General features: G+C 65.0%; 18 protein-coding genes. 1 reads left to right on the top strand and 17 read right to left on the bottom strand.

Annotation, left to right across the window (positions count from 1 at the left end; translation table 11 throughout):
* Positions 1-197: 197 nt before the first annotated feature.
* Positions 198-614 carry a cupin domain-containing protein gene (locus ABDK11_RS11785; protein WP_346836708.1) on the top strand — a complete coding sequence of 139 codons (417 nt, stop codon included), beginning with the start codon at positions 198-200 and terminating at the stop codon, positions 612-614.
* A 124-nt stretch (positions 615-738) separates the two neighbouring features.
* Here the strand turns inward: ABDK11_RS11785 and ABDK11_RS11780 are convergent, their stop codons facing one another.
* The 17 genes from ABDK11_RS11780 to ABDK11_RS11700 are packed head-to-tail and all read right to left on the bottom strand — an operon-like array spanning position 739 to position 25,401.
* Positions 739-4,245, bottom strand: a complete 3,507-nt coding sequence (locus ABDK11_RS11780; RefSeq protein ID WP_346836707.1) for a DUF4157 domain-containing protein — start codon at positions 4,243-4,245, stop codon at positions 739-741.
* Between the two features lies 1 nt (position 4,246).
* Complete coding sequence (locus ABDK11_RS11775) at positions 4,247-5,854, bottom strand: PASTA domain-containing protein (protein WP_346836706.1); 1,608 nt, start codon at positions 5,852-5,854, stop codon at positions 4,247-4,249.
* Between the two features lie 18 nt (positions 5,855-5,872).
* Positions 5,873-9,454 (bottom strand): hypothetical protein, encoded by a 3,582-nt coding sequence (locus ABDK11_RS11770; RefSeq protein WP_346836705.1) that lies wholly within the window; start codon positions 9,452-9,454, stop codon positions 5,873-5,875.
* Positions 9,451-11,805, bottom strand: coding sequence for a hypothetical protein (locus ABDK11_RS11765; RefSeq protein ID WP_346836704.1), 2,355 nt, complete (start codon positions 11,803-11,805; stop codon positions 9,451-9,453). The genes ABDK11_RS11770 and ABDK11_RS11765 overlap by 4 nt, the downstream gene beginning before the upstream one ends.
* Positions 11,802-14,048 carry a hypothetical protein gene (locus tag ABDK11_RS11760; RefSeq protein WP_346836703.1) on the bottom strand — a complete coding sequence of 749 codons (2,247 nt, stop codon included), beginning with the start codon at positions 14,046-14,048 and terminating at the stop codon, positions 11,802-11,804. The genes ABDK11_RS11765 and ABDK11_RS11760 overlap by 4 nt, the downstream gene beginning before the upstream one ends.
* Entirely contained in the window at positions 14,045-16,546 is a 2,502-nt protein-coding gene (locus ABDK11_RS11755; protein WP_346836702.1) for a hypothetical protein, read from the bottom strand. The genes ABDK11_RS11760 and ABDK11_RS11755 overlap by 4 nt, the downstream gene beginning before the upstream one ends.
* The gene (locus tag ABDK11_RS11750) at positions 16,543-16,935 is read right to left on the bottom strand and encodes a GPW/gp25 family protein (protein WP_346836701.1); all 393 of its coding nucleotides are present in this window, start codon (positions 16,933-16,935) and stop codon (positions 16,543-16,545) included. The genes ABDK11_RS11755 and ABDK11_RS11750 overlap by 4 nt, the downstream gene beginning before the upstream one ends.
* Positions 16,916-17,236: a hypothetical protein gene (locus tag ABDK11_RS11745; RefSeq protein WP_346836700.1), complete on the bottom strand. Its 321-nt coding sequence runs from the start codon at positions 17,234-17,236 to the stop codon at positions 16,916-16,918. The genes ABDK11_RS11750 and ABDK11_RS11745 overlap by 20 nt, the downstream gene beginning before the upstream one ends.
* 10 nt (positions 17,237-17,246) lie before the next feature.
* The gene (locus ABDK11_RS11740) at positions 17,247-17,798 is read right to left on the bottom strand and encodes a phage baseplate assembly protein V (protein WP_346836699.1); all 552 of its coding nucleotides are present in this window, start codon (positions 17,796-17,798) and stop codon (positions 17,247-17,249) included.
* On the bottom strand, positions 17,795-19,039 hold the full coding sequence (locus ABDK11_RS11735) for a hypothetical protein (protein ID WP_346836698.1): 1,245 nt from the start codon (positions 19,037-19,039) through the stop codon (positions 17,795-17,797). The genes ABDK11_RS11740 and ABDK11_RS11735 overlap by 4 nt, the downstream gene beginning before the upstream one ends.
* Before the next feature lies 1 nt (position 19,040).
* Entirely contained in the window at positions 19,041-19,325 is a 285-nt protein-coding gene (locus tag ABDK11_RS11730) for a hypothetical protein (RefSeq protein WP_346836697.1), read from the bottom strand.
* 11 nt (positions 19,326-19,336) lie between these two features.
* Entirely contained in the window at positions 19,337-20,038 is a 702-nt protein-coding gene (locus ABDK11_RS11725; RefSeq protein WP_346836696.1) for a hypothetical protein, read from the bottom strand.
* Positions 20,035-21,930 carry an ATP-binding protein gene (locus tag ABDK11_RS11720; RefSeq protein ID WP_346836695.1) on the bottom strand — a complete coding sequence of 632 codons (1,896 nt, stop codon included), beginning with the start codon at positions 21,928-21,930 and terminating at the stop codon, positions 20,035-20,037. Before ABDK11_RS11720 ends, ABDK11_RS11725 begins: the two co-directional genes overlap by 4 nt.
* Positions 21,931-23,283 (bottom strand): Pvc16 family protein, encoded by a 1,353-nt coding sequence (locus tag ABDK11_RS11715; protein ID WP_346836694.1) that lies wholly within the window; start codon positions 23,281-23,283, stop codon positions 21,931-21,933.
* Positions 23,284-24,141 (bottom strand): hypothetical protein, encoded by an 858-nt coding sequence (locus tag ABDK11_RS11710; protein WP_346836693.1) that lies wholly within the window; start codon positions 24,139-24,141, stop codon positions 23,284-23,286.
* A gap of 13 nt (positions 24,142-24,154) precedes the next feature.
* Positions 24,155-24,898, bottom strand: a complete 744-nt coding sequence (locus tag ABDK11_RS11705; protein WP_346836692.1) for a hypothetical protein — start codon at positions 24,896-24,898, stop codon at positions 24,155-24,157.
* 26 nt (positions 24,899-24,924) lie between these two features.
* Positions 24,925-25,401 carry a phage tail protein gene (locus tag ABDK11_RS11700; RefSeq protein ID WP_346836691.1) on the bottom strand — a complete coding sequence of 159 codons (477 nt, stop codon included), beginning with the start codon at positions 25,399-25,401 and terminating at the stop codon, positions 24,925-24,927.
* Positions 25,402-25,411 lie beyond the last annotated feature (10 nt).

The raw sequence follows: 25,411 nt of genomic DNA, 5'->3' as shown, positions 1-25,411 counted from the left end.
TAGCCTGTTAAGGATTAGGCAAGAAATCGTACGGATCCGACTATCTGTCCATTTGGGTATGCCTGCAAACTGTCAATGTACTCAATACCGGATCACCGCAGATATCCAAGTGGTCGGCGCCGGTATGCGCATTGCCGCACCTACCCCCAACAAATCTTTAAGCGAAACTTCAGATAGATATCAGAGGAGAGTTACCGATGGATATGAAAATATACCGTGTGGGATCGCAGCCGTCAGTGCCGGGTCCGGAAGAGTACTTTACCGGCCGGGTGCGCATCGATCCGCTGTTTAACTCACCCGAGCCGGCGCGTACATCCGGGGCCCTGGTGACCTTTGAGCCGGGCGCCAGAAGCGCGTGGCACACGCACCCGCTCGGGCAACACCTGATCGTCACTGCCGGTTCCGGCTGGACCCAGTGTTGGGGCGGGCCAAAAAAAGAGATTCGGGCCGGCGACGTGGTGTTCTGTAACTGCGGTAAAAAGCACTGGCACGGCGCAACGGACAAGACCGCAATGAGTCATATTGCGATACAGGAATCGCAGGATGGTTCTCCGGTAGAGTGGCTGGAGAAGGTGACGGATGAGCAGTATTTTTCGGAGGTGGAGCCTGATTAATTCTGAGATGTGATCGAAGATATACTGGTTGCTGACTCTGCGCCTATCTCCTCCGGGTAGGCGTATTGATCGTGCGGCATGACCTTGCATTAAATTACCGGGGAAAGTCAGCATGGTCCTGATGCTAGACAATCCGCTCCATGATATCGCCAGCAATCTCGCGCACATCGATATCTGGATAGGTGAAAACAGACTCCGAGAAATCCAGCGCCAGTCCATTCTCTTCGTCCCAGTGGGCGGGCTGGAATATCGAGACCTCCAGTCCCGACCCGAACGAGGCCAATGTTTCATCCCAGCGTTCGCTCCACACTTCGCCGTATATTGCCACGCTGGCTGCGACGCGGCCGAACACGCCGACGCGGAAGGACGGCGAGAAGGATCCGCGCAGGTCCAAGTCCAGCGACAACCCGGCCAGCGGCGTCCAGTCGAGTGACAGGTCGGCACCGGCGTCCACATCGAATTCGAGGGCAGCGGTGATTCCCACTTCGCCGGTGAGGTCGGCAACCGCGGCGCCCACACCGAGACCGCCGCCGATATCCAGTTCGATTCCGGCATCCATGCCGAAATTCAGTTGGCTCTCGCCATGGATCACCGCCGAGTCCGGATCGCCCAGCGTGTATTCGATATCGGCGTGGCTGTCGTCGAGGGTAGCGGGACCGATCGTCGCGTATCCGCGCAGCCGCCCGCCGATAAAACCGAACACGCCGATCGAACCGACCACCGGAATGGAGACACCGAAGATCGGGAACTCGATCCGCGGGAAGGTCATCAGGTCGCGCTCGCGTTCGATCGCCTCGAACAGCGTGATCGAGGGGGGCAGGGCGATACCGCCGCTCAGGACAATTTCATCGTCGGGTGTATAGCGGACGCCCACCGTGCCGGTCAGGTAGGGGCCGAATGCGATCGAGATGGAGCCGCCGCCCCAGGCGGCGAAGGTGTCGACGGGATCGCCTGACTGATCGAATTCGCCTTCTTCGGTGACCGGATAATTGCCGATGGCGAAATCGAAGTTGCCGGTGGCATTGCCGATCGCCAGGTCGCCCGCTCCGCGCAGAATCAGGCCGCCGTTGTCGAACGTCGCGTCCAGCGTACCGGTAACCCCGGGAATGGCGAAATCCGCCGAGCCGGTACCGCCCAGTGCCCAGGCGCTGGTGTCGGGATCGTAGGTGAGGTTTACCGTTACTGTCGCGTTCTCGACCGCGGGCCAGGACGAGGTATCGAGCGTGACCGTGCCGCCGATCGAGATACCTTCTTCCGCACTGTAGCCGATCTCGATAGTCGCGGGCTCGGACTGACCCGGCAGTTGCACCGAGGCCTCGCCGTCGAAGACGAAGTTGCTTTCCTCGTCGATACCCACGTGGATCGAACCGGACTGCAAGCCGGGGACGACGCCCTCGCTGATACCGAGTTCGGCGTCGAAGGCCCATGCCTCATCTTCGTAGCGGACGCTGATGGAGGCCGGATCGACGAAATCGAAGTCGAAATCGAAGGTACCCTCGATTCGGGTGCCGACACCGCTCACCGAGCCGCTGCCGATCTGGTCCAGCTCGAATGCCGCGGCGCCGCCGAACAGCAAGCCATCGTCGCCCATGGCGAGCGTCAGGTTGGCCTCGGTCACGCGGAAAAAGCCGAAATCCAGCCGGTCGGTGGGGATATCGACATCGAGGCCGATACCGTATTCGGTGAGCCCGACGGTGGCCTGGAAGCCGTCGAACATGGGGTGCGTCGAAGTCAGCGTGGCCGAGAGTTCCATCGCCCAGGCGTCGCTCAGCCCGCCTTCGCTCAGTTCAAGCGGGCTCGCACCTTTGAGTTTGGCCGGATGTTGCGCTCGTTCATTCACCAGCGCCTCACGCACGCGGCTACGATCAATGTATGCGCCGTAGCCGAAGCGCCGATCGAAGCACAGCGGCAGGCGGATATCACTCTCGACGACGATGCGGTCGCCTTTCACTTTCTGGCCGGTGTCGCGGTCGTAGTAGGTACCGACGCCGCCGCGGACCTTGCCGGTGATCGCGCCGATCTCCTCGTCTGGTTGCAGCGTGGCTGGGTCAAGCCCCGAACGGAGTGTGGCCGATTCGATGCGGAAGTTTTTAATGAAGTCTTCGTTCTGGTCGCCGAGCGGCTTACCGCCATAGGAGGGGTTGCTCAGGTCGGAAATATCGATGCGCCGGAAGAAGCCGCTGTCCTTGCCCAGAAACCACAGCACCGTCGTCGGTGAGCTGCCATTGGCACCGGCGACGAGGCCCAGCTCGCGCAGCCGTTCGAGCGGCACCGCCTGTAACAGTTGTCGCTGGCCGAACTTGATGTGTTTGGCGGCGATGATCTCGTCCACCGTCCAGTGCGGGGTGTTGTCGCCGATATCGTGGCCGCCCGCGACGCGGGAAAAATACAGCCGCTGCCCGCGCGGCGTGCGCGAGAAGTTCGACACATCGTGGTTGGCATTGCGGCCCTGAAAAAAATTGTCTTCCCGCGCGCGGCGGAACAGGTCGTTGATCTCGCCGAGCACGGTGTTGCGGATGCGCGAGCCCGAAGAGCGGTTGGCCGAGTTTTCCAGAAGCCAGATATTTGGAATTTCATCGGGCCCACCCAATTGATATTCGCGGTAGTGGTCGACATCGAAAAAAGCCGGACGGCCGTGTTTGTTCCAGTTGGGGATCGACAGTTCGGGGCGCGCCAGCAGTTGGGACCTGGTGCCGGCGAGGATCTGCTCGGTGGCGCGGACCTTGAGGTAATAGACGGGGTCACTGTCGTTCTCGGAGGTTGGGTTCGGGATGAACGCCTGGATTGCGTCTTCGATCCGGGTATTGTTCTTGCCGATGTGCTGCAACCAGAGTTGGCGCTGGCGGGTATTGCGGTCCCCGGTGCGGGTCGTGTATTCGAAACCCGACGCGGGAATCAGCTCCTCGAGCGTGATTCCCCTCAATGGGGATTTGCCCTTGATCTTGCCATTGACCTTCGGCAACTCCAGTCTCGGCATGCTGAACAGGCTGTCGCTCTGCGAAAAGTCGAGGGCGAAGCCGCGATCACCGCCTTCGCCCTCCCATGTTTCGCTGACCTCGACATCGCCGGGGTCATCGCGCTGGATGATATAACCTTCGGTCGCTCCTTCGGACTGCTGCAACACGTGCGTCAGTTCGTGCGCGAGTACACGCAGGTCGCGCGGGTCGCTCGCGGCGAAACCGTCGCGAAAGAAAATGTGGCGGCGCACTGCGAAGGCGCGGGCATCGATCGCGTCGCCGACCTCCGTGGCCACCGGATCGTCGTGGATGCGGACTTTGTCCAGCTTGCGGTGGAAATGCCGCTCCATGCGCTCGCGGGCCTCGCCCGGCAGCGGGCGTCCGCCCTGATCCAGCCGATCTACCAGCTTGCGGGCAAGGTCCGGCCCAAGTTCGGCGCGACGGCTCGATGCGGAGAAGGGGCTGGGGGCGACGTCCACCGGCTGGCCTCCGAAACGTTGCGCGGCGTGGCGCGCCTCGGATTCGAAGCCGGTGTTGCGCGGCTCGATATAAACCGGCTGGTAGGATTGTCGTTGTGCGCTGGCAGCGGCTTCCGCGGATATGCCGCTGCGCCGCGACCGGGTGGCCCCGGGTGCGTCGGTCGTCTTTTTCTGTGCCTGCGCCTGTTGTTCCATTTCACCGGGGCTTCCCGAACACAAGCTTGACGCGTTGGCCCTTCTTCACCGACTTGCCGGCGGCGGGTGTCTGTTTCAGCACCCGCGCGCCCCGGCGCCGGGCCGCGTCTTGGTCGAACTCCGGTTCCTCGATGCCCTCGGCCTCGAGCAGCTTGAGTGCCTGGGCGCGGGTTTTCCCGGACACATCGGGCATGGTGGGAAGCTTCTCCACATCCTCCTGCGGTTGGGATGCTGCCGCGAGCACGAGAACGGCGCCGTCCTCAATCTTTGCACCGGCTGCGGGGCGCTGCTCGATGACCACACCTTTGGGGCCGTCGTGCGCTTTGGTCTGCGTCTCGACCTCTTCGATTCCGGCGCGACGCAGGATCGCCAGGGCGTCCTTGCGCGCTTTGCCGATCACGTCCGGCATCGACAGACCGTTTTCGTCTTCCTTGCGCTCAATCGAGATGACCAGCGTTACGCCCGCATCGCCGAGCGCTTCGCCCGCCTTCGGCTTCTGTTCGAGGACCACGGCGGCGGGTCCGTCGCTGGGCTCCTCGCGAATCGTCGGCGCATCGATATAGTCGGGTACGAGGATTTCTAGGGCCTGCTTTCGCGTGCGCCCCACGAGTTCGGGCATCAGCCGCGCGGCAACGCCCATGCATAGGCGGATTTCACTGTCTTCGCCAACTGCCGCCCCCGCATCCGGGGTCTGTTCGACGACGCGGCCCGCTTTTTTGCGGTCCACCACCTGGGTGAATTGCACCGCGGCATAGTGCAGGTCGGCGAGCGCCTTGCGCGCGGCTTCTTCGGTTTGCCCGATCAGGTCGGGCATGGTCTGCTGCGGTTCGGGCCCGAGCGAAATACCGAGCAGCACAGCCCCCCCCGCGGGCAGGGAGCGGCCGGGCGCCGGTTCCTGGTGAATAACCGTCTCCGCGGGAGCGTTGTCCGTATGTGTTTCGTTGTAACGGATGCGGAATTTACCCAGCTCGCCGAGTATCGCGCGCGCATCAGTGGCGCTCTTGCCGACGAGGTCGGGCATTTCCACGCGCTCCGATGGCTGGTCGGGTACAGGTTCGACTTTGCCGCAGCGGCCAGTGGTGAAATCGCGCGATGCCATCAGCCCCGGCGTCAGTGCCAGGGGGCGGCCGTCGAGCACGGCGAGTTGCCCCTGGGCGTCGCGGATCTCGATCCGCGCCGATTCCCCCGTCGCTGCGGTGGCGATGGCAAAGTAGCCGAGCGTGTTGATCGGCGAGCTGGCAATCATGCAGCCGTCGGCATCGATCAGGTCGGCCTCGCCGCCGCCGGTGGGCGACTCGACATGGCCGAAGATGCGCGCGGTGTCGTTGTCGATGTGGGCGGAGAGGCGTTGCATCGTGGTGTGCGTATCGTCCAATTCCTCTGCCGCGCTCTCGGCTGTGCCCTGGGCGTGCGCCAGGGATACCGACCGCCAGGCGAGGGTGTCGGCATATCCCGGTTCGCGCACGAATCCGCTCCAGCGCGCCGCGCGGGCCGTGGCCTCCTGTGCGGCGACGCGGCGCGCCTCGTGCTGTGCGCGCCCCTGTTCGAGGGCATCGTCTAGATCGGACCCCAAGCGGTCCAGAATGCTGTCGCTGAATGCTTTCGCCATGGTGGCGCCTCGCTTCTGTCAGGGGTGAGTGTTGCCCGGCACGGACGGCATCGCGGGGGTCACCCGCATCTGTGTCATCGCATGACTGGCGTGATTCAGGAAAGTGGTGTTGTCACGCCCGGCAGTCAGCGCCGCGCTGCCGACGCCGGCTTCCGGCCGCGATTCGATCCGGTTTGAAACACACTGGATCGACAGCAGTCCGGCGGCCAGCAGGTGCAGGAACGCATCGCTGTCACTGTGTACCGACTTCAGGGTGTTGTCGCTGATCTGCACGTCATAGGGCGAAATCACCGTGACCAGCGCAGGGGTGACATCCTTGCGCGTGAAGCTCTCGGTGCGGATGTGGTTGTTCTGCAGCTGGATCACGCCCCGGTCGCGCAGTGTCGAGACCTTCATCACCGCGTCGACGAGGATCTTCAGGAAGCCGTTCGACTCGAAGTTCCTGGAGGCGGTTTTTAAACTGCGGATGATGGTCAACAGCCAGATCAACACCTCCAGCTGCGGGAACTCGGAATTGACCACGGATACCGAACTGGCCAGCCGCGGCCGGGCCGGATTGAGGCGCGGCGTGAGCGTGGTCAGGTGGTTGTCGGCGATGTGAAACGAGCCGGCGCCGCGCACATCCAGGCTCATGCCGAAATTGACGCTGACCTGGTTGTTCTGGATACGCAGGGCCTCGGTGCGGGGCAGGTTGAACAGCCTGGCGATGTCTGCCGCCTTCGCGGGGTAATTCCATTTATTCGCCTTGCTCCCCGGGGCCCCCACGCTGGACAGTACTTTGTCGCGGAAGCCGCCGCCGGTGACGGGTGGCCCCCACACCGGCGCCGCTGCGTCGATCAGAATACCGCCCGCCACGCCGAGGATATTGCGATTGCCCGAGCGCTCGAGGCGGCCGACCTCGAGGATCTGGTTGTCGTGAATGTGACAGGTCTGCACGCCGGCGAGGTAGATGCCGGCGGATGGACTGCGATGATCGTTGCCGATGCCCTGAATGATGTTGGCTCCGATCTTCGCGCCGTGCACCACTTGCAGCGCGATGCCGCCGAAGCCGATCTCCTGCAATTCTTCATCGTCGAGCGTCGAGGCGACGGCCACCCGGGCGCAGTTGCGGATGTGGTTGCGCTCGGCCGCCAACGCTTCGACGATGCACTCGCCGGCCGTGGGGCGCAGCGCCAGGTTCCACGATGGAATCGAGATGCCCGAACCGCCGAGGTCGGCGATCTCATTGTCGATGATATGGACATGGCTCACCGTGCCGGCCGGAACGTAGAGCGTCCAGTCGTCATCGTCGTCATCGGGTTCCGGCAGTGTCAGTGTCGGGTCGATACCCAGGCAACCCTGCAGCGCTACCTGGGTGATGCCGATGGGGTTCTCGACAAAGTCGAAAGTCGCGTTCGAGATTGCATCCCGCGCGGCGGCGACGTGCTCGGACAGCGCGTCGCTGTTCTCGAGCAGGTCGCTGCCGTTCACCTTTGCCGCGCGGCTGTTGTGGGTCCAGACGGCGGTTTCGTCGACGGCCTTCATTATCGGGGCACCCAGCTCGGCGACCAGGTCCGCCTGGCCGTAAGCGATGCCGATCACGCGGATCAGATTCAGGTGGCACAGTGTGATGCCGTGGCCGAGGCCGCCGCCAATAATATTGCGCGCGATCTGTACGCGCCGGCTGCCGGAGGCGATCTGCAATCCGCCGAGTGACATCAGCGTCAGGCGCGACGCGTCGCAGCGGAAGCGGTTGTCAGCGATGTCCAGGTCGTCGCCACCGACAAACGCGAGCGGGCGCAGTTCGGCGAAGTCCTCGGCCGGGATGATTGCCGCTTCGGCGCGGGCGAGGAAATCGCAGTTCCGGATCCGGGTTGCGTTGCCGTCGACCAGCGAGATGGCCGAGCCCTGGCCGATGGTGTCGATCCGCTCGAGCGCCAGGCGCTCGGTGCGCGCCGCTGCCACGGCGAGGCGGTTGCCGTCCTCGATGGTAAAGTCCCTGAGCGCGATACCCGCGCAATCCTCGATCGTCAGCACCGGCCGGCTGTCACGACTCTGCGCCAGCCGCGTCTGCCCGCGACAGCCCTCGATGGTGATGTTGACGCGATTGCGCAGCGACACGCCGCCGCTGTGGGTGCCGGGCAGCAGGCAGATACGCCCGCCCTCGTGGGGCAGGGCGGCGATGGCGTCTTCGAGCCGGTCAAAATCCCCGAAGCTGGACACACCGTTGCCGACCGTTACGGTGCAGCATCCACCGACTTTCCACAGCGGCCGGACCCTGCGCCGGCAGTCGTGGAGATGTCCGACCACCGCGCCGTTGTCCAGCTGCCAGTGGATCAGCGCGATCAGGTCGGCGGCGCGGCGAATGTCGCCCGGCGGCTGGCCGCCTGGTTCGAGCATGCGCTGCGGGAACACCGTATCGTTGGCGTTTGCGCGCACACTGAAAGTCCACTGGTCGCCGGCGCAGCCGGGTTCGACAAAATCCAGGCGGACGCCGGTCTCCGCCAGCGGCACGTCGGCGCCGGTAGCGCTGGCGGTCTGCATGGCGATAGCCGGTGGCTCCCAGAAGCGCACGAACAGGAAGGCGCCGTCGCCCTGGGCCTGGTACCAGTCGCGCAGGTCGCCATCCACCGATGCGCCGAGTTCGACGGTTTCTTCGCCGGGGTTATAGCCCTGCTGAATGGCGCGGAATCGACCGAGTGGCGCGGCGGTGACTTCGCCGTTCGGCAGCCGGCTGTCCCAGGTCAGTAGCTCGGCGATCTGGCCTGCGACGGGAAAGCGTGAACTGTCGTCGAAGGGCGTCACGAGCCGCAGGGTGGCGTCGTCGTCGAGCGTCGCGCGGTAGAGTTCGCCGCCGTTGCGGTAGGCCCACACAAAACGGTCTGGCGCTGTCAGCATCACCTTGATGGTGTGATTCATGCGCCCGAAATAGCCCAGCGCCTGTTCGGGCGCACAGGGGTTGTCCGGCTGCTCCACGGTGCCCAGATGTACCCGCAGGCGTCCGCGCGGGCGGATCGCGGGGGAGGGCAGGTCGACCTCGGCACAGACACCCGCGAGCAGATCCAACACCTCCGCTCGCGCCTCGGCACAGGTGGGCGAGACCCCGGGCAGGATGCGGACCTTGGGTGAGGGGCGCACCCGGGTGGCCGGATCGCTGCGCATCGCGACTTCGTCCAGTTCGCTATCCTCGACCACCGTGACCGCGAGTGTACGGCTGTCGATTACGACGGCGTCAAAGCGTTCGCCGCCGGCCTCCGAGATCTCGTCTTCTTCCGGCCAGTCCAGCGCCATATGTGGCTCGAGTGCGGCGGACAACCCGTGCGGCTGTGCGCTGAACGCATAGCTCGCGGGATTCCTCAGCAGATCGCCGTCGAGCAGGTAGTGTCCGGCGGCGAGATCGAAATCGACCCTGCCGCCCACATTTCTGAGTCCGTCGGCCCGCCAGCCATCGTCGGCGCTGCCCGCGGGCGCAATCCAGGCCCGGGCCAGTGCCTCGTCCCGGTCGCGATGGGCGTCGAAAGCGGCGTTGAGGTCCGCGTCGGTGATCGCGCCGCCGCCCTCCCAATAGACGCCGCCGTACCCCTGGCGTGCGTCGTGTTCCCTGGTAATGCGGCGTTTCATGAGCGCCCCCCCGTTTCTTCGTAAATCTGTGCATTTTGCCCAACGGGCAGAAAGGTACTGACAACCCGCGCCAGGTCTTCGCGGCGCTGGTGCCAGAATCTCGCATTGCCGACGCCGATCTCGGTGCGGTTTTCGCCGCCGCGCAGCAGGCCGGTATCGGCGAGGTCGGAAAGCGCGGCGAAATCCGGATCGCCAAAGCGGATCGAACGCAGCGATGCCGGCGGAATCGTGCGTTCGTAGTCGACGCACTCGAACCGACGCGGCAGGCGGGATGGTTGAATATCGGTGATGCCCGCGTATCCGGCTACGGCACTGAAACGCAGGCAGGACTGTTGCCGGTTGGTCACGTACAGCGGTCCGTCAAACAGGCAGTTGGTGGCGAATATGAGATTCGCATGGCAGGCGCCGAGCACGGTGGAATTTTTCAGGTGCAGCCGCGCCAGCGCCACCGATATTGCCGGGCGTTCCGCGTCAATCGACTGCACGATGGAGTCGGAGATGCGGATCTCGCCGGCGTTCAACAGCGACGGGTCGGCCCGGGTCTCGACAATCGGGCCGGTGATCGAGCGCTCGATCCGCAGCTGCCGCACCGAGCCCTCGATTTCCAGGGTGACCGCGGGAATGGTGCGGGCGATAGCAGGGTCGAGCCGCGCCTGTTCGCCGCCCGGGTCGAGTGACACGTGGCGCAGCGTCACCGTCTCGAAATGTCCGTCGAGGATCAGCCGGGCGCGGGCGGGCGGCGCCGGCACATCCGGCCCGCCCACGCCGGTTTCGATGGGCGCGTCGGCGAGCAGGCCCAGCCACAGCCCGTCGATGATCAGGTGGTTGTCCTGTCCATCGGTGCCGACGACGGTGAAGTCGCGCCCGACGTCACCGGTGCGCGAGACAAGGTACGGCCGCGTGCGATCGGCCGCCTCGAGACGCAGCGTGCCGGCGATCTCGAAGCGCCGGTTGGCGGGCCAGTTCCACACGTAGCGCCGGTTGTCGCGGAACGCTTGTAGCCCGGAGGCGGGTGGGGTGACGGGCACCTCGGCATTGGCATCGTCGACCGCGGGGCCGAGATCGATATCGCTGGTGCGCGGAAAGGTTCCCGCGCCGACTCGATGCACCAGGCCGAGATGGTGAAATATCGGGCGGAACAGCTCCGGTGGCACGGCGCCATCGTCCGGCGCCCCGGCGAGCTGGATGCAGCCACTGGCAACATCGAGCAGCAGCGCGGCGTCCTGCGGCCACTGTGCCGGCGGCATCCAGCGCGACAGATTGGCGGCGACGGTTTCGAATGGTGCGCGTTCCCTCGAGCCATCGGCGGGGCCGATATCCAGATGCACATCATCTTCTATCTGTCGCGCCTTGGCGCAATTGGCCACCAGGCATTCACGCAGCAGTGCCCTCTGGAAATTGTTGTACAGCGCGGCCGATAGCTGGTCGGCGAGAATGCGCTGGAAGGCCTGCCGGGTGCGGAAAACCGTCCCGATCCACGACGTCAGCGCGGTCGTCAGGCCCGGCGAGGCGATGGTGTCGAGCGCGGCTTCGGTGATTTCGAATTGCGCGTCGTTGAAGCGGGCACAGCGCATGGGCAGCGGGAACTCTTCCGGACCGTCGGGCCAGCGACCAGCGCGGTGGTCGAAGGTTGCGCTGTGAAACAGCGGCGCCGCGCGGCCCGAGGGATCGAGGGTCAGACGTGTTGCGTCGAGCCAGAACGGCGTGGCCAACTCCACCCGCCAGCTTTCGTTGGCGAACAGGTTGTAGTGGATGGTGGCGTAGTCGAACGAGGCCGCGCGGCCCCGGCGCGGGCCAAAGTCCGGAAGGCGCGCAAATTCATCAAAGGCCGGCAGCGCCGCATCGTCCACCCGCGGGCCGGTCAGTTCGGGCAGGCCGCCGACGGTTCCCTCCGACAGCGGTGCCAAGCGGAGATACGCCATGTCCAGTTCGTGCGGGGAGCGCGCCAGCCAGCGCTCGATCTCGCGGACGTAACCTTCGGTGCCGACCACATCGGTAATCAGTGTGTCGAGCAGATAGCGCGTGGTCTTGCGCCGGTGGTAGTCGATGAAATTCGCTGCCACCGTGCGGTTGGCGCGGCTGTTCTGTGCCGATAGCGTCTCCGCGCCGACGAGATCGGCGAGATATTTTACCGCCCAGTCGTCCGCCAGTTCGATCGACGAGGCACTCAAGACCCGGTCGATCTCGCGCCGCATTTGCGCAAGCCGGTCGGCCATGGCGCGGATCAGGACTTCGAGGCTGCCGTTGTCCAGATCGTTGTTCCAGTAGAGTTCCGGTATCCAGGAGTGGAGCTTGCGGAAGTAGTATTCCTCGAATCCGTCGCGCGCGCGGCCGGTGATCGGATCACTCATCGCATCAACTCCAGATCCAGTGTCGCCTCGATATATTCGTCCGCGGCCTGCGCGATTGCGGTCGCGCTCTCGCTGCCGTCGAGGCTCAGTCGTTCGACGCGGAGGATGCCGTCGATGCCGTGGAGTGGTGCCAGCAGCTCGGTGCGGCTCCAGACGTGGCCAATGTGCGCGCGGCGCGGGGCGAGCTGGCCGGTAAATTCGTGAAAGTAGATTTCGCGCACACGGCGTTCGACCTCCGCTGCCCGTGCCGCGGGCGCCAGGCGCAGCGTCAGTCCGATGGTATGCGGCGTGGGCCGCGCACTAACCACGGTGACGAGGCTGCCTTCCGGCGCGTGGCCGACAAGGTAGTCGCGGAGCTTGCCCGCCAGCGCGGCGTCGAAGCCGCCATCGAAGACCGCGGTCACCTCGACCGCGGTGCGCTTGCGAACCTTGTTCCAGTAAGGGCGCGCGCGCGCGGCCAGCGCGCCGAAGTTGCGCGACAGCACCGCGTAATCGTTTGCCGAGACACAGCGGTCGTTGGCCGAGATACGCGCCGGCAGCACGAAGCGCAGATCCTCGGCATCGTCGCCCTTCAGCCCGCCCAGCGCCGGAAATGGATTGAAGACTTTCTGCACGCCGCCGATCCGCCCGGCCAGCGCATTGATGGTGAAGGCGTCCGGATTGTCGCCGCTGGTGCCGTGCCGATAACGGGCGGCGACGTTTTTCTCGCCGGTATTGGCGACACCGCCGAGAATCACGTGCGCCTGTCCATCCGCCTCGATGCGCAGCGTATAGACGCGGTCGTCCGCTGCGACCCCGAACAGATTGGGTACGTAACGCCACGGGACGCTGTCGACAAAGACTTCGATGGCGGGCTCGGGATCCGAGAGGTCGCGGCGCAGGAATGTCAGGGGTTTCTTCCCCAGCCGGAACGTCTGGTAGCGCCGCCCGCTGGCGCTGCCGAGGGTTTCCACCACTGTCTTGCCCTGATCCACTGCCACGAAATTGCCGTGAATTTTGAGCGGCGCTTTCAGTACAAGTGCCGGCGTGGCGATCGAAGACAGGTTCAGCGCCGTGCGGCGGTTGTGCGGATTGACGTCCAGGCTGCCGCTGATCGCAACGCTCCTATTTTCTGCATCGACTACGACAAATTCGCCCTGGTAGTCGAGGTCATCGCCGGGGTATTTCTCCTCGACCTCGATGCGCCCGTAGAAATCCGCCAGCGTCACATGCCTTTGCGGCGCGCCGATCAGGTGCGCGCCGCGCCGGACGCCGTGGAAGATCCTGTAGGGTTGGCCGGAAGTGATGGAGGCGTCGAGCTGGATTCGCGTCACCGGCGAAAACACCGGAGCGGTGTCGCTGGGAATGCGCTGTATGTTGTCGAAGTTTACGTCGCTGATGCGGCCGTACACCAGCTGGCCATTTTCCGTATTGATGGCGGCAATATCCTGATTCTCCATAAAGCCCGGCTGTACGCCCTGGAGCTCCAGCCAGTTGCCACATTGGCCGCAGCTTTCGCTCTGGTTGACGAAACTCTTTATCTCGATATCACCGAGGTTGCGGCCGGCGAGATCCGACAGCGCGCCGTCGACTTTCAGCTCGGCGTAGCTCTCGCCCGAGGGAAATTTGTCGTTGGTGATCTCGTCGAGAATTGCGGCCGTGCGTATCCTGCCGCTAGTGAACAGGACTGGCTCGTCCACGCGCAGATTGCGGAAGGTACTGCCGATCGCGACAAAGTCGGGATCGAAGGTGGTTGCGCGCGGCGGAATGGCGGTCATCGCATTCAGTGCGGGATCGATGGCGGCGTCGCTGACCGTCTCAAAGCTCAGCGCCGGGTGCTGGTCGGTTCCCGCCGAGGTCACTTCGCGCCCGGCGGGGAGGATGACTGGCGCGCGGGCATCGGAGATCACCGCGAGCCGCGCCATCGCCGCCAGGTTCGGCCGCGGCTGATAGCCGGTGAGGGCGGCGAGCTGGCGCAGCGAATCCTCCTGCGTGGCGGTCGCGAGGTGCTGCTCCAGGGTCCACAGGTGGTTGTAGAACGACAGGTTGTCGAGCAGCGTCGCCAGCCACTCGAGAATCATCCGCCCGATGTCATCGTCGGGGCCGCTCTGCCAGTGCGCGAAGGTGGCGCGCGCGGACAGCGCCTGGAACACCTCGATCCGCTGGTCGGCGAAGAGTTTCGGCAACGGGCGCCCGTCGGCGCCCACAAGTGCCGGGAAGCGTGGCGGGCAGAGGCAGTGCAGGCCGTCGGTGGCGACGCTCATGGGGCGGTCTCCTCCGGCAGTTCGGTGGCAAAGATTTCGAGACGGCCCAGGTCGGGGCGCAGTGGGTCGTGTTTGAGTACCGGAATCTGGTCGGGGGCGCTGTCGAGAAAACTATCGGTGAAGTCCTTGAAATCGAGCTCGCCGCGCCAGCGGTAGCGGATACGCAGGATTCGGGTGACGCCCTGTTGCGCGGCGATCCGTGCCTCGAGCGCGGCGCGGTAGAGGCGGCTGCCAAACGAGAGGTTGGCCGGGTGGAACAGCGCTGCCGGATCGTCGGCGACAAGCGCTTGCTGGATTGCTTCGACGACGTATCCCCAGGGGGTGCGCGGATCGTGACAGAGCACGATCTGCAGATCGAGCGGGCGCAGTGCGGCATCGGTGAGATAGGCCGGTCTGCCGACGAGGCGGATTTCCTCCAGGAAGCGGGTGACCTCGGCGCTGACGTCGCTGCGCAGTGCAAGGCTGTCTCTCGGGTCGGTGGCCACGAAGGTGCCGGTCCAGGTGCCGAGCCAGTAGGATCTTGCGGAGACCGCGTCGATGTCGTCGCGGGCCGCGACCAGTTCCTCGTAATCGCTGTCGCGCACGGCGCGCAGTTGTATCGCCCGGGTGGCGTGGGGCACGGTCAGTTTGGCCAGAGCCAGTGGTTCCGCAGCTTGTGCGTTGTCGAAAGCCAGTGGGTTGGCGGCCGACAGAATCGCGCCCGGCATCGGCGCGCTGTGGGGTGCCTCTGCGGTTGTCTCGATATCGGTGAGCAGGCGCATGCGGTCGGGCGGCAGGTTGGCGTGTGTCGCCCATGCGGTGCGGTAGCGCAGCGTAAAGATCGAGCCGTCGGCGGGTGTCAGGCCGAACCCGTTGGCGCCGAAGCGCAGGCACCAGCCCGGGTCGCCGATATAATCCCGGTGCTCGCGGCGCTGGCCGCCGTCGAGCCACTGGAATACCGGCCCCCAGTGGCCGGCTTCCACGGTCGCCGCCTCGTCGGTTGGTCCCTCCGCCAGCAGGTCGGCGACCACCCGCCAGCGCTCCGGGAGCCCGCCCCCGGGAATGTCCCGCAATAGCGCCACGTCCGGTGTGTAGCGGCGATCCCACGGCATGTCGCTTTGGGCCGGGCGCCACGCCAGGCCGTCGGTCACGGTGCGTGCCATCGGAAAACGGTAAATAACGGGACGCGTGGCCACCGCGCCGGACAGCGGGCCCTCGCGCTCGATCGCGGTGGGGAGCTTCTCGTGGTTTTCTCCGATGCTGAAACGCTCTTCGTGCATCAGGCCGGACACCACCGGCACGATATTGGCGCTGACGAAAGCCTGTTGCAGATGCAGGTCAAACGGCAGCGCATCCTCGGCTTGCCAGTGCAGTCGCGTGACTTCGACGCCGGCCAGCGCATCGGCGACCAGCTCGGGTTCCGCATCCAGTGTCACAATGATGCGGCGCAGTGGCTCGGATTGATCGAGCGGCCGGGTTTCGATCAGCAGCCTCGTGCCGGGGCCAATCTCAGGGTCGATCAGGTCGGTGCCCGCAACGGTCAGCTCACGCGCGCCGCGGGCGAGCCACGGGCAGGTGGTGTCCGGGATATGGACCGCAATGTCGGTCCAGCGGGCGCTGGTGGGATACTTGATGCCGGCGAGAATGTCATCGAAGCTGGCGCCGACCTCGAAAGGAATTTCCACATCGCTGTCGCCAGTGCCGGCGAGAGCGGTTCCGGCTTTGATCCGCACCACAGTGCCGGCGTCGGTGAGTCCCGCCGGCTGCGTATTGCCCTCGTAGTGGCGCAGTACCACTTCGCCCTGCGCCGGTAACTCGGGACGCAGGCTGTAACCGAGGATGCGCGTAATCTGCTGGAAGGCGCGGCGCTCGGTAATTTGCTCGAACTGGGTCTGCAGGCGATAGCCGTCTTGCAGGAACGCAAGTTCGTCGCCGATTGCGGCGATCAGGTCGCCGAGCATACGCGCCTGGTCGGGCACGATGTTCATCTGCCACTGGGGATAGCGCTCGCGCGAAAAGGTGGCGAAGGTGTCGAGGTAGCTGTCGAAATCGCGAGCGAGGTAGTCCACCGGATAGTCGGCGCCGGGGCGCTCGTCCGGCACACCGTGGCAGGCGCAATCGAACACGGTCGGGCAGCTCTGCTTGAACGAGAAGTCCGCGCTGGCGCTGAACGGGTCCAGGCGCGCGCCGGTCAGGTCGCTCAGGTGCAGGTGCTGCATCTCGAAGCTCGCCCCCGAGTCGAAAGCCACCGCCAGCACGTTTCGCGTGCGCCCCTGCGCATCGATATGCGCCTCGAAACTCTGCGCCTCGACCAGGCGCGGTGCTCCGCTGCTGGCGCCGCGACATTCGACGTCCAGCTCGCTCGTCGCGAAGTCGAGGTCGGGGTCGAGCGGGTCGATGACGAAGTAGATGTAGATCTTCGCCTGATCCGCGCCGTCCACGGCGATGAAATCGATTCCGGTCTGGTCGAATGACGGCTCCTGTTCGGCCAGGAGGATTTGACGCCCGAGCCCGCTCATTGCGCAATGGTCCGTTTCAGCACATCGGTGGTGCCGGTGGCGAGAATGACGTAGCTGACCTCGATCTCGAAGCGGGTGAGTTCGGGCTGGCGCGTTTCGATACGCTCGACGCGCACAACCTTGCTCAGCCAGTGCTCCATGGTGCGGCGGATCTGCGCCTTGACCAGGTCCGCCACCTCCTCGTTGATCGATGCGAACAGCAGTTGCGTGATGGGGGTGCCCATTTCCGGCCGGTTGATGCGTTCGCCCGGCGCCGTCAACAGCGTCTGCAGGACCAGATCCTGTACGTAGCGCTCATAGTCGAGGGTCTTGGTGAAGCGCCCGCGGTCTTCGTCGAGAGTGAGCGGATAGGCCAGCGCGTGGATCGGATCAGAAGGTGATGAGAACATGCGGGTTTCCTGGCTGTATCTGCAGAGGGCCGGAGGAGGCGGGCAGGGCGGTATAGCCCACTCCGACCGACTGCGTATTGACGAGCGCGATTCCGCTGGCGGTGACGCGGCTGCCGGCGACGATCCAGGTGCCGGTGACAGTCTGCGCGGGCGACGTAGCGGGGAATGTTGGTACATCAGCCTGCACCGACAGTGGCATGTTGGCCGAGGTCGCGCGCAGGTTCACCGGCACGAAGGCCGCGGCGCGGACTTGTGTGGCGTCGGCGATGTGCGCCGCGATAGTCAGAGTTGGGTTGCTCATGGTGGTTTCCTCACACGACTTTCAGGGCGGCGTTCTTGACATCGAAAGCGGCGGCATCGAGGACGACTTTGTTGCCCTGCGCTTCCTGCGTGACGCTGTTTGCTTTCAGCGTGATCTCGCCGCCTTTGATCGAGATCGAGCCGCCGTTGTTCTTGATTTCGATCCTGATTTCGTCTTTCGAATCGTCGACTTCGATGCGCAGCGAGCCGGTCTCGAAATGTACCCGCGCCGGATCGTAATCCTGCCCGTCGAGTTCGCCCTCCTGCCACAGGAACCCGCAATAGACGAGGCGATCAATCCGCCCGCCGAGGAACTCCACCCAGACTTTGGTGCCCTTCGGTGGCAGTGCAAAAAAGCCGATACCGTCGCCGGCGTAGGGCACGCAAGGAGCGGCCCAGACACCTTTGTCATCGGTGATGTTGTCGACCCTGATACGCAGGCGGCCGCGCTTTTTGGGGTCGTCCCGGTCGGTAATTTCACCGAGATACTTGCCGTAAAGGCGCCCGCTGCTGGGCCGGTGGAGCTCGTCGATCGTGGGCCCGCGGTTGGGGATGTCGCTCATGCCTGTTCTCCAGTTGCACCTTGCGGCCGGTTGTCGTCGTCCGCACGGTATTGCGTGCCGTTGCTCTCCAGCACGGCATCCATCCAGTGTCCGTCGATGCGAATCACGTGCGTGGCTTCGCTGATCCGGAACAGCTGGTTGGTGACGGCCGCCGGCACTCCTTGCAGTGTCGCCAGTCCGTTGGGGATGCACAGCCTCTTGAGCATCGCGATGGTGGTCGAGAGCTTTACCTTGCAGTCGAAGTGCCGCTCCTGCTCGAGCGCCGCGTTGACCTGGGCATCATCATCGCCCGGCTGCACCGCCGGAGGGACGAAATGCACACCGGGCGTATCGTCGTCGACTGGTGGTTCCAGCGGATTTGTCGGCGCCGCGGCGCCGCCGGGCGGGGTCTGGTCGCCGGACTCGGTGGGCATCGTCTGCACGCTGCTGCCCTCGGAGGTAACCTCGAAGGTAGTCACGTTGGGGCAGTCGGCCCGATCGACGTTGACCCTGAAAGTAATTGGTCCGCTGTCTTCTGCCGCGCGTGCCAGGGATGCCTGTGGCGCAGCGACCGCGGCGGCACCACCGGCCGGTGGTGCCCCGTCCGCGTCGAGGTAGGGCGAGCGGGCCCAGTGAATCTTCGGCGTGATGGTGACGCTCGGTGCGCTGTCCTCGTGTGGACTATGCACGTCCAATCCCGGCGTGGCCGCGGGCACACGGGTATAACTGACCCAGAAGTTGTGACCGAAGGCGATAGCCTGTGTGCGCAGAAAATCCAGATTGTTACTGTTCTGGCCGAGCGGGTTCTCTTCTTCGTCGAGTTCGTTGTTCTCGGGTGCGTCGACATCGTGCTCGGAAAAATCCATTTCGATCAGGTGTCGCATCACCGCGTCGACCCGGCCGGACCAGCTGCCGCGATAGCAGCGCGCGGCCATGATCGTGCGGATATCCTGGCCGCGGTAGAGGATGGTGGAGCCGACGCCGCCCTGGGTGTGATGTTCATCGATTTCGCTGACCTTGCCCTGAAACAGTACCTGCCAATCCCCCGCGCGTTTCGGCCGAACCAGTACTGCGACCTTGCAGCCCTCGCTGAGCAGCCGGTGGCGGCGACCTTCGCGGTCGGGCAGGTCGTGCATCAGAATGCTGAAACCTGTCGGGTCATTGAGCTTGTGCTCGGAGCGGATCTCGAGCACACACTGGCGCTGCTCGCGGGTCCACGGGGTGCCCTCGGTGCCGCTGACGATCTGCACGGTCGAGAGCATTTCAGTCTCCGTCCAGCGGAATGCGAATACGCGCCTGGGCGAGCACGGCATCGGGCAACAGGCGCCCGTTGTGTGCGGTAATTTCCCAGAACGCATCGGCGCGCTTGAGGTAGAACCACGCGAGGTGGTCGAGCCGCTGCGGATCTTTGGTCACATGCGTGCCGCGGTTGCGTTTCGCCGGAATCGCGGCGGGTGTGACCGCCAGCACCTCGCGCCCGCGCGGGTCAGTGGTCTTGAACGGCTGCGAATACTTGGCGTAACGGCTATCGGTCGAGAACTTGGCCATGGGTTTCTCCTTCAGAGCGGCGCGATCAGCCGCCACAGCGGCGACAGGTCGGCCAGATTGGCGACCGCCAGCAGGTCACCCTGCGCGCGGGTGTATTCGTACGCTGCGATCGCGATCTCGGCGGCGTCGCTGTGGCTGCAGTGGAAGTAGTCGGGAGTCAGCACTTTCAGTTCCATGGCCACGGTGGCCCGGATCGGGTAGTAGAGCGCGTCGTGCTGGTGCTCGGTGATGGTGAAACTCTCGATCTGTACCGGCAGGATGATGCGTGCCCCGAGCCAGAGAATGACCGGAGCGATCTCGGGCGGGTGGTAGTCCGATGCACCGGTGTTGGTGAGATCGGCCACCGACTGCAACAGGTCACCGACCAGGCCTTTGGTGGGCTCGATCATCTTGCGCAGGGCTGCCAGGCGGGCCTCGACGCTGAACGAATTCGGCGGGATCAGCGAACCCTTGGCGGCATAGGGGTCAATCTTGATCTCGAAGCCGGTGAACTTCTGCGGTACCTCGATCGGCTGTACCGGGGCGCCGGGACTCGGCACGCCCTCGGCCGCCTCCGCTTTCCACGGTGTGAAGGTGCGGGTCAGCGTCTCCGGGTTGATATCGAACTGCACCACGTTGGGGATGCTTTCCGCGATCCCGACTACGCCGGTTTTCGGATTGAGCTGGATCAATGCGCCCTTGACGGACTTTATCGGCGGGGCGCTCAGGCTCATGCGTGCACCTCGCCGGTTTCTGCGTTGCCGTAGGAAAGCACGCGCGCCAGTTCGCGCTTGCCGGGCAGGCGACCGTTCTGGCGGGCCTCGGCCAGCGTTGCGCGGCGCAGCGCGTCGACGGTCAGCGCCGCTTTGCCGCTGGCAGCCCCCTGCGCGTATGCGTTCAGCACCACCGCCTTGATGCGGGCACCGGAGAAACTGAACGCAGGGCCGAGCACGCCGGTAAATTCCATCAGCTCGTCAGTCGGTTTGAAAGGCGCCAGCGCGAGCCGCCAGAGCTTTGTGCGTTCGGATTCCCCCGGGGGTTGGAAGTCGAGTGTGTGGCGAATACGGCGCAGCATCGCCTCGTCGATTTCCTTGGGGCGGTTGGTGGCGAAGATCATCGTGCCTTCGTACACGTTCTCGATCAGTTGCAGGAAATAGGCCGTATTCTGGTTGTCGGCGCGCGCGATCTCGTTGCGGGTGTCGGTGCGTTTCGAGGCGACGGCATCGAACTCGTCGACAAACAGGATCGCACCGGAGCGCGTCGCCACCCGAAACATCTCGCGCAGGTTTTTGTTGGTCTCGCCGCGCCACTTGCTGACGAGGCTGGCTACGTCCACGCGAAAAAGCGGCAGGCCGGCTTCGCCGGCCAGCACCCGCGCGCTCAGTGTCTTGCCGGTGCCGGGCGGCCCCTGCAGCAAAATCGACAGCGCCCGCTCCTGGGCATAGACCCGGGCGACCTCAGGCCTGTCCATCAGTTCGTGTTGGGTTTGTATCTGCGCGACCAGTTCCTCGAGCCGCGCGCGCAGCGGCGGATCCATAATCAGGTCATCGAAGCCCACGTCCGTCGACAGCGGCATTGCCCACGCATGCAGGGCGCGCGTGCTGCGTGCCAGTGCGTGGCGGGCGAGCGCGTCGATGTCGGCGCAGGGCGTTTCCTCGATCAGTGGGGTGTCCACGCCGCGAATCGCGGCAACGCGGCGAAGCTTGCTTTCCGGTGCGTCTGGAAAGCGCGCGCGCAGCTGTTCGCGCAGTACATTGCGACTGGGGGTGGGAATCTCGAAGCTCAGGTATCTGTGGGTTGCGGAGGTGCGCACAGACCGGGTATCGCTACCGGCGGTGAACTGGAGCCGCGCGGATGGCGAAATGCGCGGTTGCAGGTGGCGGGCCTCGGGCGCCTGCCAGTAGAGCGCTGCATTCTGGACGGTGACGAACCGGTGGATGCGGAGCAGCTGCTCGTCACTGAATTTCTCCTCCTGCGCCTGCACCACCCACAGGCTGGTGTTCAACGCCGATGCCACGCCGGCGGCGGTCCCGATGCTGTCGGCATCGGCGCTGCCGGTCAGCTCGCAAACGATTCCATGGGACTTGCCGCTCTCGCTGCGGATCACCTGCGCCACGTCGTGCGCGATGCCGTCACCAGATACCGGTGCGTCGTAGCGGGTCAGCCCCTGTCGCAGCGCCGGCGCAAGCCCCGGCCTGCCGGCCAGCCATTCGACTACCGCGAGGTCGATGTCGAAGGCCATCGGCGCGCCGGGGCCCATATCGCGCGCGCGGACAAGCTGCCAGCCATTCAGGGCGCTGTCGGAGGTGTAAATCGGCATCCGCTCCAGCGAGAAAATCTCCCGGACCAGCGCTTCATGGATATAGGGATGCGCCGACCTCGCGCGGATCGCCGTGTCGAGGCGTGGTTGCACATGGTGGGCAATCAGGCAGATCAGCAGGTCGCATTCGGGCGGTGTCAGGCCCAGCATCTGCGCCACCCTGGCAAAGCGCGAAGTCTCGGGGTCGACGAGCCGTGCGCGCAGCATTTGCATCCGCGCATCCTCGTCGCGGCTGGTCAGCGCTGTTTCGGTCAGCTCGACGATGGTGTCCATCTCGGCGGCATAGTGCTCGACAAAATTGCGCATCTAAGCCCCCCCGACCCAGAACGGCTGGCTGACCGCGTTGCGGATCCACAGCTGCACATAGGCTGGCACCTGCGCATCGGCCTCATCGAACAGCACATAGTCAATCCGTCGCGGACCGGCGATGGCGGCCTCCCCGGCCTCGAGGGCGGCGGCCGAATCGCGCACGTGGTAGAGGGCACCACCCAGCGCCAGTTGCAGGAAGCTGGCATGGTTGTCCGCCGGCGCCATCGTCTCTAGGTCGAAGTCGCCGTCGAGGTCGAGGCGGAAGTGTCGGCCGGCGACCTGGTCCGCTTGTGCGATGTGGGGATTCAGCGTGAATGGCAAACGCTTCGACGGGATTTCGATAGAAGTGGATTCGCCGTACTGCGCCCCGGGCGCGCTGCTCAGAACGCGGATCTGTGCATCGCCGGGTTCCAGCGAGAGTGGCTGCATCATGCCGGCGACCGGGCGCGCAACCACTGTGCCGGCGGTGACCCGGACCTCGCCGTGTGCGTCATCGATCGCCCAGCCATTCGCGGCATTGGCCTCGAAATTAATGCGGAAGGTTTCCATGGCGTCGCCCACGGGCACGGTGAGTTCGATGTCCGCGAAACGGTCGATGCCGGTGCCGCGCAGCAGCAGGGTGCGGTCGTCCGGCCCGGCGCCGAGGAACAGCTCCGCCGGTGTGCGGGTGAACTGGCGCGGCACACTGCCGTCCGCTCCCGGGAGGGATGCGGTGATGGTGCTCGTTACGCGCAACAGGCGCGGTCCCATATTCGGCTGGGCCGCGTCGCCGACGGTCAGGATCGGCCCGGACAGCGCCGGTGGCACTTCGGGCTGGAGGCGCACATTCTTGACCTTGAAATAGAGGCTCGGCCGCACCGAGCCGCCGTCGTACGCCGGCCAGACATTGAGGGCCTCGCTGTCCGTCTTGACCACGACCTCGATCTCGAAGCGGTTGTCCGCGCCGACCAGTGCTTCGTCGAACACCGCAACCGGCCCGATGGCGAGAGCGTCGTCCAGCTCGGGGTGGTCGAGCAGTGTCGCCAGCGCATGGCCGAGCAGGTCCTGTTCGGTCAGGTGCGTCAGCCCCCCGGACGCTTGATAGGCGGTCAGGTGGTAGTGAAGTGTCAGCGGCTTGGAAAAGAAGGCCGGGCGGGACGGGCTGATCGCCGGTTCCTCGGTCGGGTCGGGCTTGCCCTCGGGGTACAGGTGATAGAGGTAGATATTGACGAGATTGGTAACCGGCGATGCATCGAGCGGTGACACCGCGCTCGTGTTAATCGTCAACACGCCACCGAGGCGCCGCTCGATGTTCGCCGCGAGCAGCGTCTCGAGGGACGCGGTAACCTGGGACAGCTGGGTGACGGCCATTTAGCGTTCCCCGGTCTTCCAGGCCGCGGCGAAGCGGATCGGACCGATTCGCGAGGCTTCGGCGGCGGTTCTGGGGGCGGGCGCCGCAGGCGGCTCTACACGGCTCTCTGTGGTGTGGTGATGATGGATCTCGGTGACGACTTCGCGGGTGACCTCGCGCACGGATTCTATGTCCGCGGGGATCGGGTGGTCGGCCGCCTCGGGTTCGAAATCGTCGGCCGAGACAAACGGTTGCTGTGCTTGCCCGTCGCCGTGCAGGCGGTCGAGGGCGCGGGCCAGCTCGGTCTCGATCGCCGCCAGCGTCGGGTCGGGTCGGTGCTCGGGCAGCTCGGCGGGTTCGGGTGCCGGGTATCGATCCGCCGGTGGTGGGGGCGCGCTATTGTCCGGGTCCGGCTCGAATGCCTTGCGGCTCTCGGCAACCGCAAAGTGCTGGTGGACATGTGTGGTCGGTGGATCGATTTCTTCCGGCACAAAAGCGTCCGCATCGGGCAGCGGCCGCGGCATGTCGTTGTCGGGCTCCGGTGGCGGGGACACTTCTGCGACATTCTCGATAATACGGGTTTCGCGTTCGACGACTCTCTCGACGGTTTCGAGCGGTTCGGCCTCCGGGAGCTGCCGGGGCTCTTCGAAAGATTCCGCAGCGGCCTGAGGCTGCTCCGGAAATGTTTCGGCGGCGGGGGCTACGGGTTGAGCGGGCGGCGCTATGTCGTAGTCGGTGCTTGGCCGGGTGCCCGTATCAGAAAACGGCAGGTCTGCAGCGGTGTCTTCGGCAATCGGGTCGGTCCACGGCGTATTTGCCGCGGCGGTGTTTTCGGACGGTTGGTAACTGTCGAGAAGGTCTTCGAAATAGCCTGCCATTGCTCAACTGCCCTCAGTGCGAACCGCGCGCGCGACGGCGCTGCAGTTGGATGGTGTCGATGAGTGCAACGCGTGTCTGGCGCGGCAGGTCGAGGATGTCGGCGGCGGACCAGTGGTAGCAGGAAGCCAGCACATGAATATCGGATAACAGCGTGCGCAACCAGGTATGCAGGCGTGTCGCGAGGTGGCCGCGCAGCGTGAAGCGCTTGCGCGCGGTTTCTCCGCAGCGCGGGCAGGGGGCCTCGATTTCGTCGGTGAGTAGGGGGCAGGCCTTCGCGACTTCGGCCTCGAAGGCGGCGATCCTGTCAGCGCGCAGGGCCGTCTCGCCCTGCCAGAGCCTGTGTGCCAGGGCCTTTCGGTCGCGCTTGACCGATGCCAGGATCGCCCGCGTCGGCAGCGCGTAGGGTACGTTATCGAAGATTCTGTCCCTGCGCGGTGCCAGGCCGCGGCGGACTTCGCGCACCCAGTCGTTGAGGGAGAACGCCACAGAGAATTTCTTGCCGCAATCCGGGCAGTCGATGTTCTGGTCGATCGCGGAGCCGAAAGTGCCGGCGTAAAGGTGTGCCAGCATCAGCTCGTAGTCGATCAGTGGGAGCTCCGGCAGATCGTCCGGCGACAGGTTGTTCTCACCCTGCATCAGCGCCAGCGGCATCAGTCGGTCCGGGTTGGCGCCCAGCCGGAACAATGCCTGCTCGTCCAGGGGGCGGCACGCATAGTTGCGCCGTTTACCGACGCCATAAATGACTTGTCCCGCCATTATCTGCCCCACGTCGCCTCCTGTGATCAGGGTTCCAGGTATTTCGTCAGGCTGTATTCGTACTGCAGCGAGAAAGTCAGGAAGGTATTTGCCTCGGCGTTGGAATCCAGCGCATCCCAGGCGATCGAGGTGGGCAGGCAGGCAAACAGCTCATGCTGGATGCGCGGGCGCATCTGGCTGTCCTTGACGTGGATCATCAGGTTCTTCTTCATCCCGTCGACGGAAATTGCACCAGCGCTGACCGGGCTGTGCACTTGCTCGAACCAGTTCAGCAGCGCGACATCGAGCACCTGTGCCTGCTTGATCTCGCAGGCCTCGTAGGTCACCGCGCCGGGGCTGTAGACCGAGTAAAGCTGGGTGCCGTCCTTGGACGGATTCGCGGCGACACTCGATTTGATAGCGCCGATGGCGGTGACGGCGGCGACTGACTGCCCCTCGAGAAACAATTCGAAGTAGGCGTTGGTCAGCGGGGTCGGACGGACCGTGACAGGCGTGATGGGCATGGTCGCCCTC

The sequence above is a fragment of the Microbulbifer sp. SAOS-129_SWC genome (assembly GCF_039696035.1).
Classification (GTDB): domain Bacteria; phylum Pseudomonadota; class Gammaproteobacteria; order Pseudomonadales; family Cellvibrionaceae; genus Microbulbifer.
This window is presented reverse-complemented; position numbering and strand designations above follow the sequence as displayed.

Excerpts from the sequence above, each read along its gene's own strand:
- ABDK11_RS11770 (WP_346836705.1), bottom strand. The coding sequence starts at position 9,454 with ATGAAACGCCGCATTACCAGGGAACACGACGCACGCCAGGGGTACGGC.
- ABDK11_RS11735 (WP_346836698.1), bottom strand. The coding sequence starts at position 19,039 with ATGCTCTCGACCGTGCAGATCGTCAGCGGCACCGAGGGCACCCCGTGG.
- ABDK11_RS11760 (WP_346836703.1), bottom strand. The coding sequence starts at position 14,048 with ATGAGCGTCGCCACCGACGGCCTGCACTGCCTCTGCCCGCCACGCTTC.
- ABDK11_RS11775 (WP_346836706.1), bottom strand. The coding sequence starts at position 5,854 with ATGGCGAAAGCATTCAGCGACAGCATTCTGGACCGCTTGGGGTCCGAT.
- ABDK11_RS11780 (WP_346836707.1), bottom strand. The coding sequence starts at position 4,245 with ATGGAACAACAGGCGCAGGCACAGAAAAAGACGACCGACGCACCCGGG.
- ABDK11_RS11785 (WP_346836708.1), top strand. The coding sequence starts at position 198 with ATGGATATGAAAATATACCGTGTGGGATCGCAGCCGTCAGTGCCGGGT.
- ABDK11_RS11720 (WP_346836695.1), bottom strand. The coding sequence starts at position 21,930 with ATGCGCAATTTTGTCGAGCACTATGCCGCCGAGATGGACACCATCGTC.
- ABDK11_RS11755 (WP_346836702.1), bottom strand. The coding sequence starts at position 16,546 with ATGAGCGGGCTCGGGCGTCAAATCCTCCTGGCCGAACAGGAGCCGTCA.
- ABDK11_RS11740 (WP_346836699.1), bottom strand. The coding sequence starts at position 17,798 with ATGAGCGACATCCCCAACCGCGGGCCCACGATCGACGAGCTCCACCGG.
- ABDK11_RS11700 (WP_346836691.1), bottom strand. The coding sequence starts at position 25,401 with ATGCCCATCACGCCTGTCACGGTCCGTCCGACCCCGCTGACCAACGCC.
- ABDK11_RS11710 (WP_346836693.1), bottom strand. The coding sequence starts at position 24,141 with ATGGCAGGCTATTTCGAAGACCTTCTCGACAGTTACCAACCGTCCGAA.
- ABDK11_RS11725 (WP_346836696.1), bottom strand. The coding sequence starts at position 20,038 with ATGAGCCTGAGCGCCCCGCCGATAAAGTCCGTCAAGGGCGCATTGATC.
- ABDK11_RS11765 (WP_346836704.1), bottom strand. The coding sequence starts at position 11,805 with ATGAGTGATCCGATCACCGGCCGCGCGCGCGACGGATTCGAGGAATAC.
- ABDK11_RS11745 (WP_346836700.1), bottom strand. The coding sequence starts at position 17,236 with ATGAGCAACCCAACTCTGACTATCGCGGCGCACATCGCCGACGCCACA.
- ABDK11_RS11730 (WP_346836697.1), bottom strand. The coding sequence starts at position 19,325 with ATGGCCAAGTTCTCGACCGATAGCCGTTACGCCAAGTATTCGCAGCCG.
- ABDK11_RS11715 (WP_346836694.1), bottom strand. The coding sequence starts at position 23,283 with ATGGCCGTCACCCAGCTGTCCCAGGTTACCGCGTCCCTCGAGACGCTG.
- ABDK11_RS11750 (WP_346836701.1), bottom strand. The coding sequence starts at position 16,935 with ATGTTCTCATCACCTTCTGATCCGATCCACGCGCTGGCCTATCCGCTC.
- ABDK11_RS11705 (WP_346836692.1), bottom strand. The coding sequence starts at position 24,898 with ATGGCGGGACAAGTCATTTATGGCGTCGGTAAACGGCGCAACTATGCG.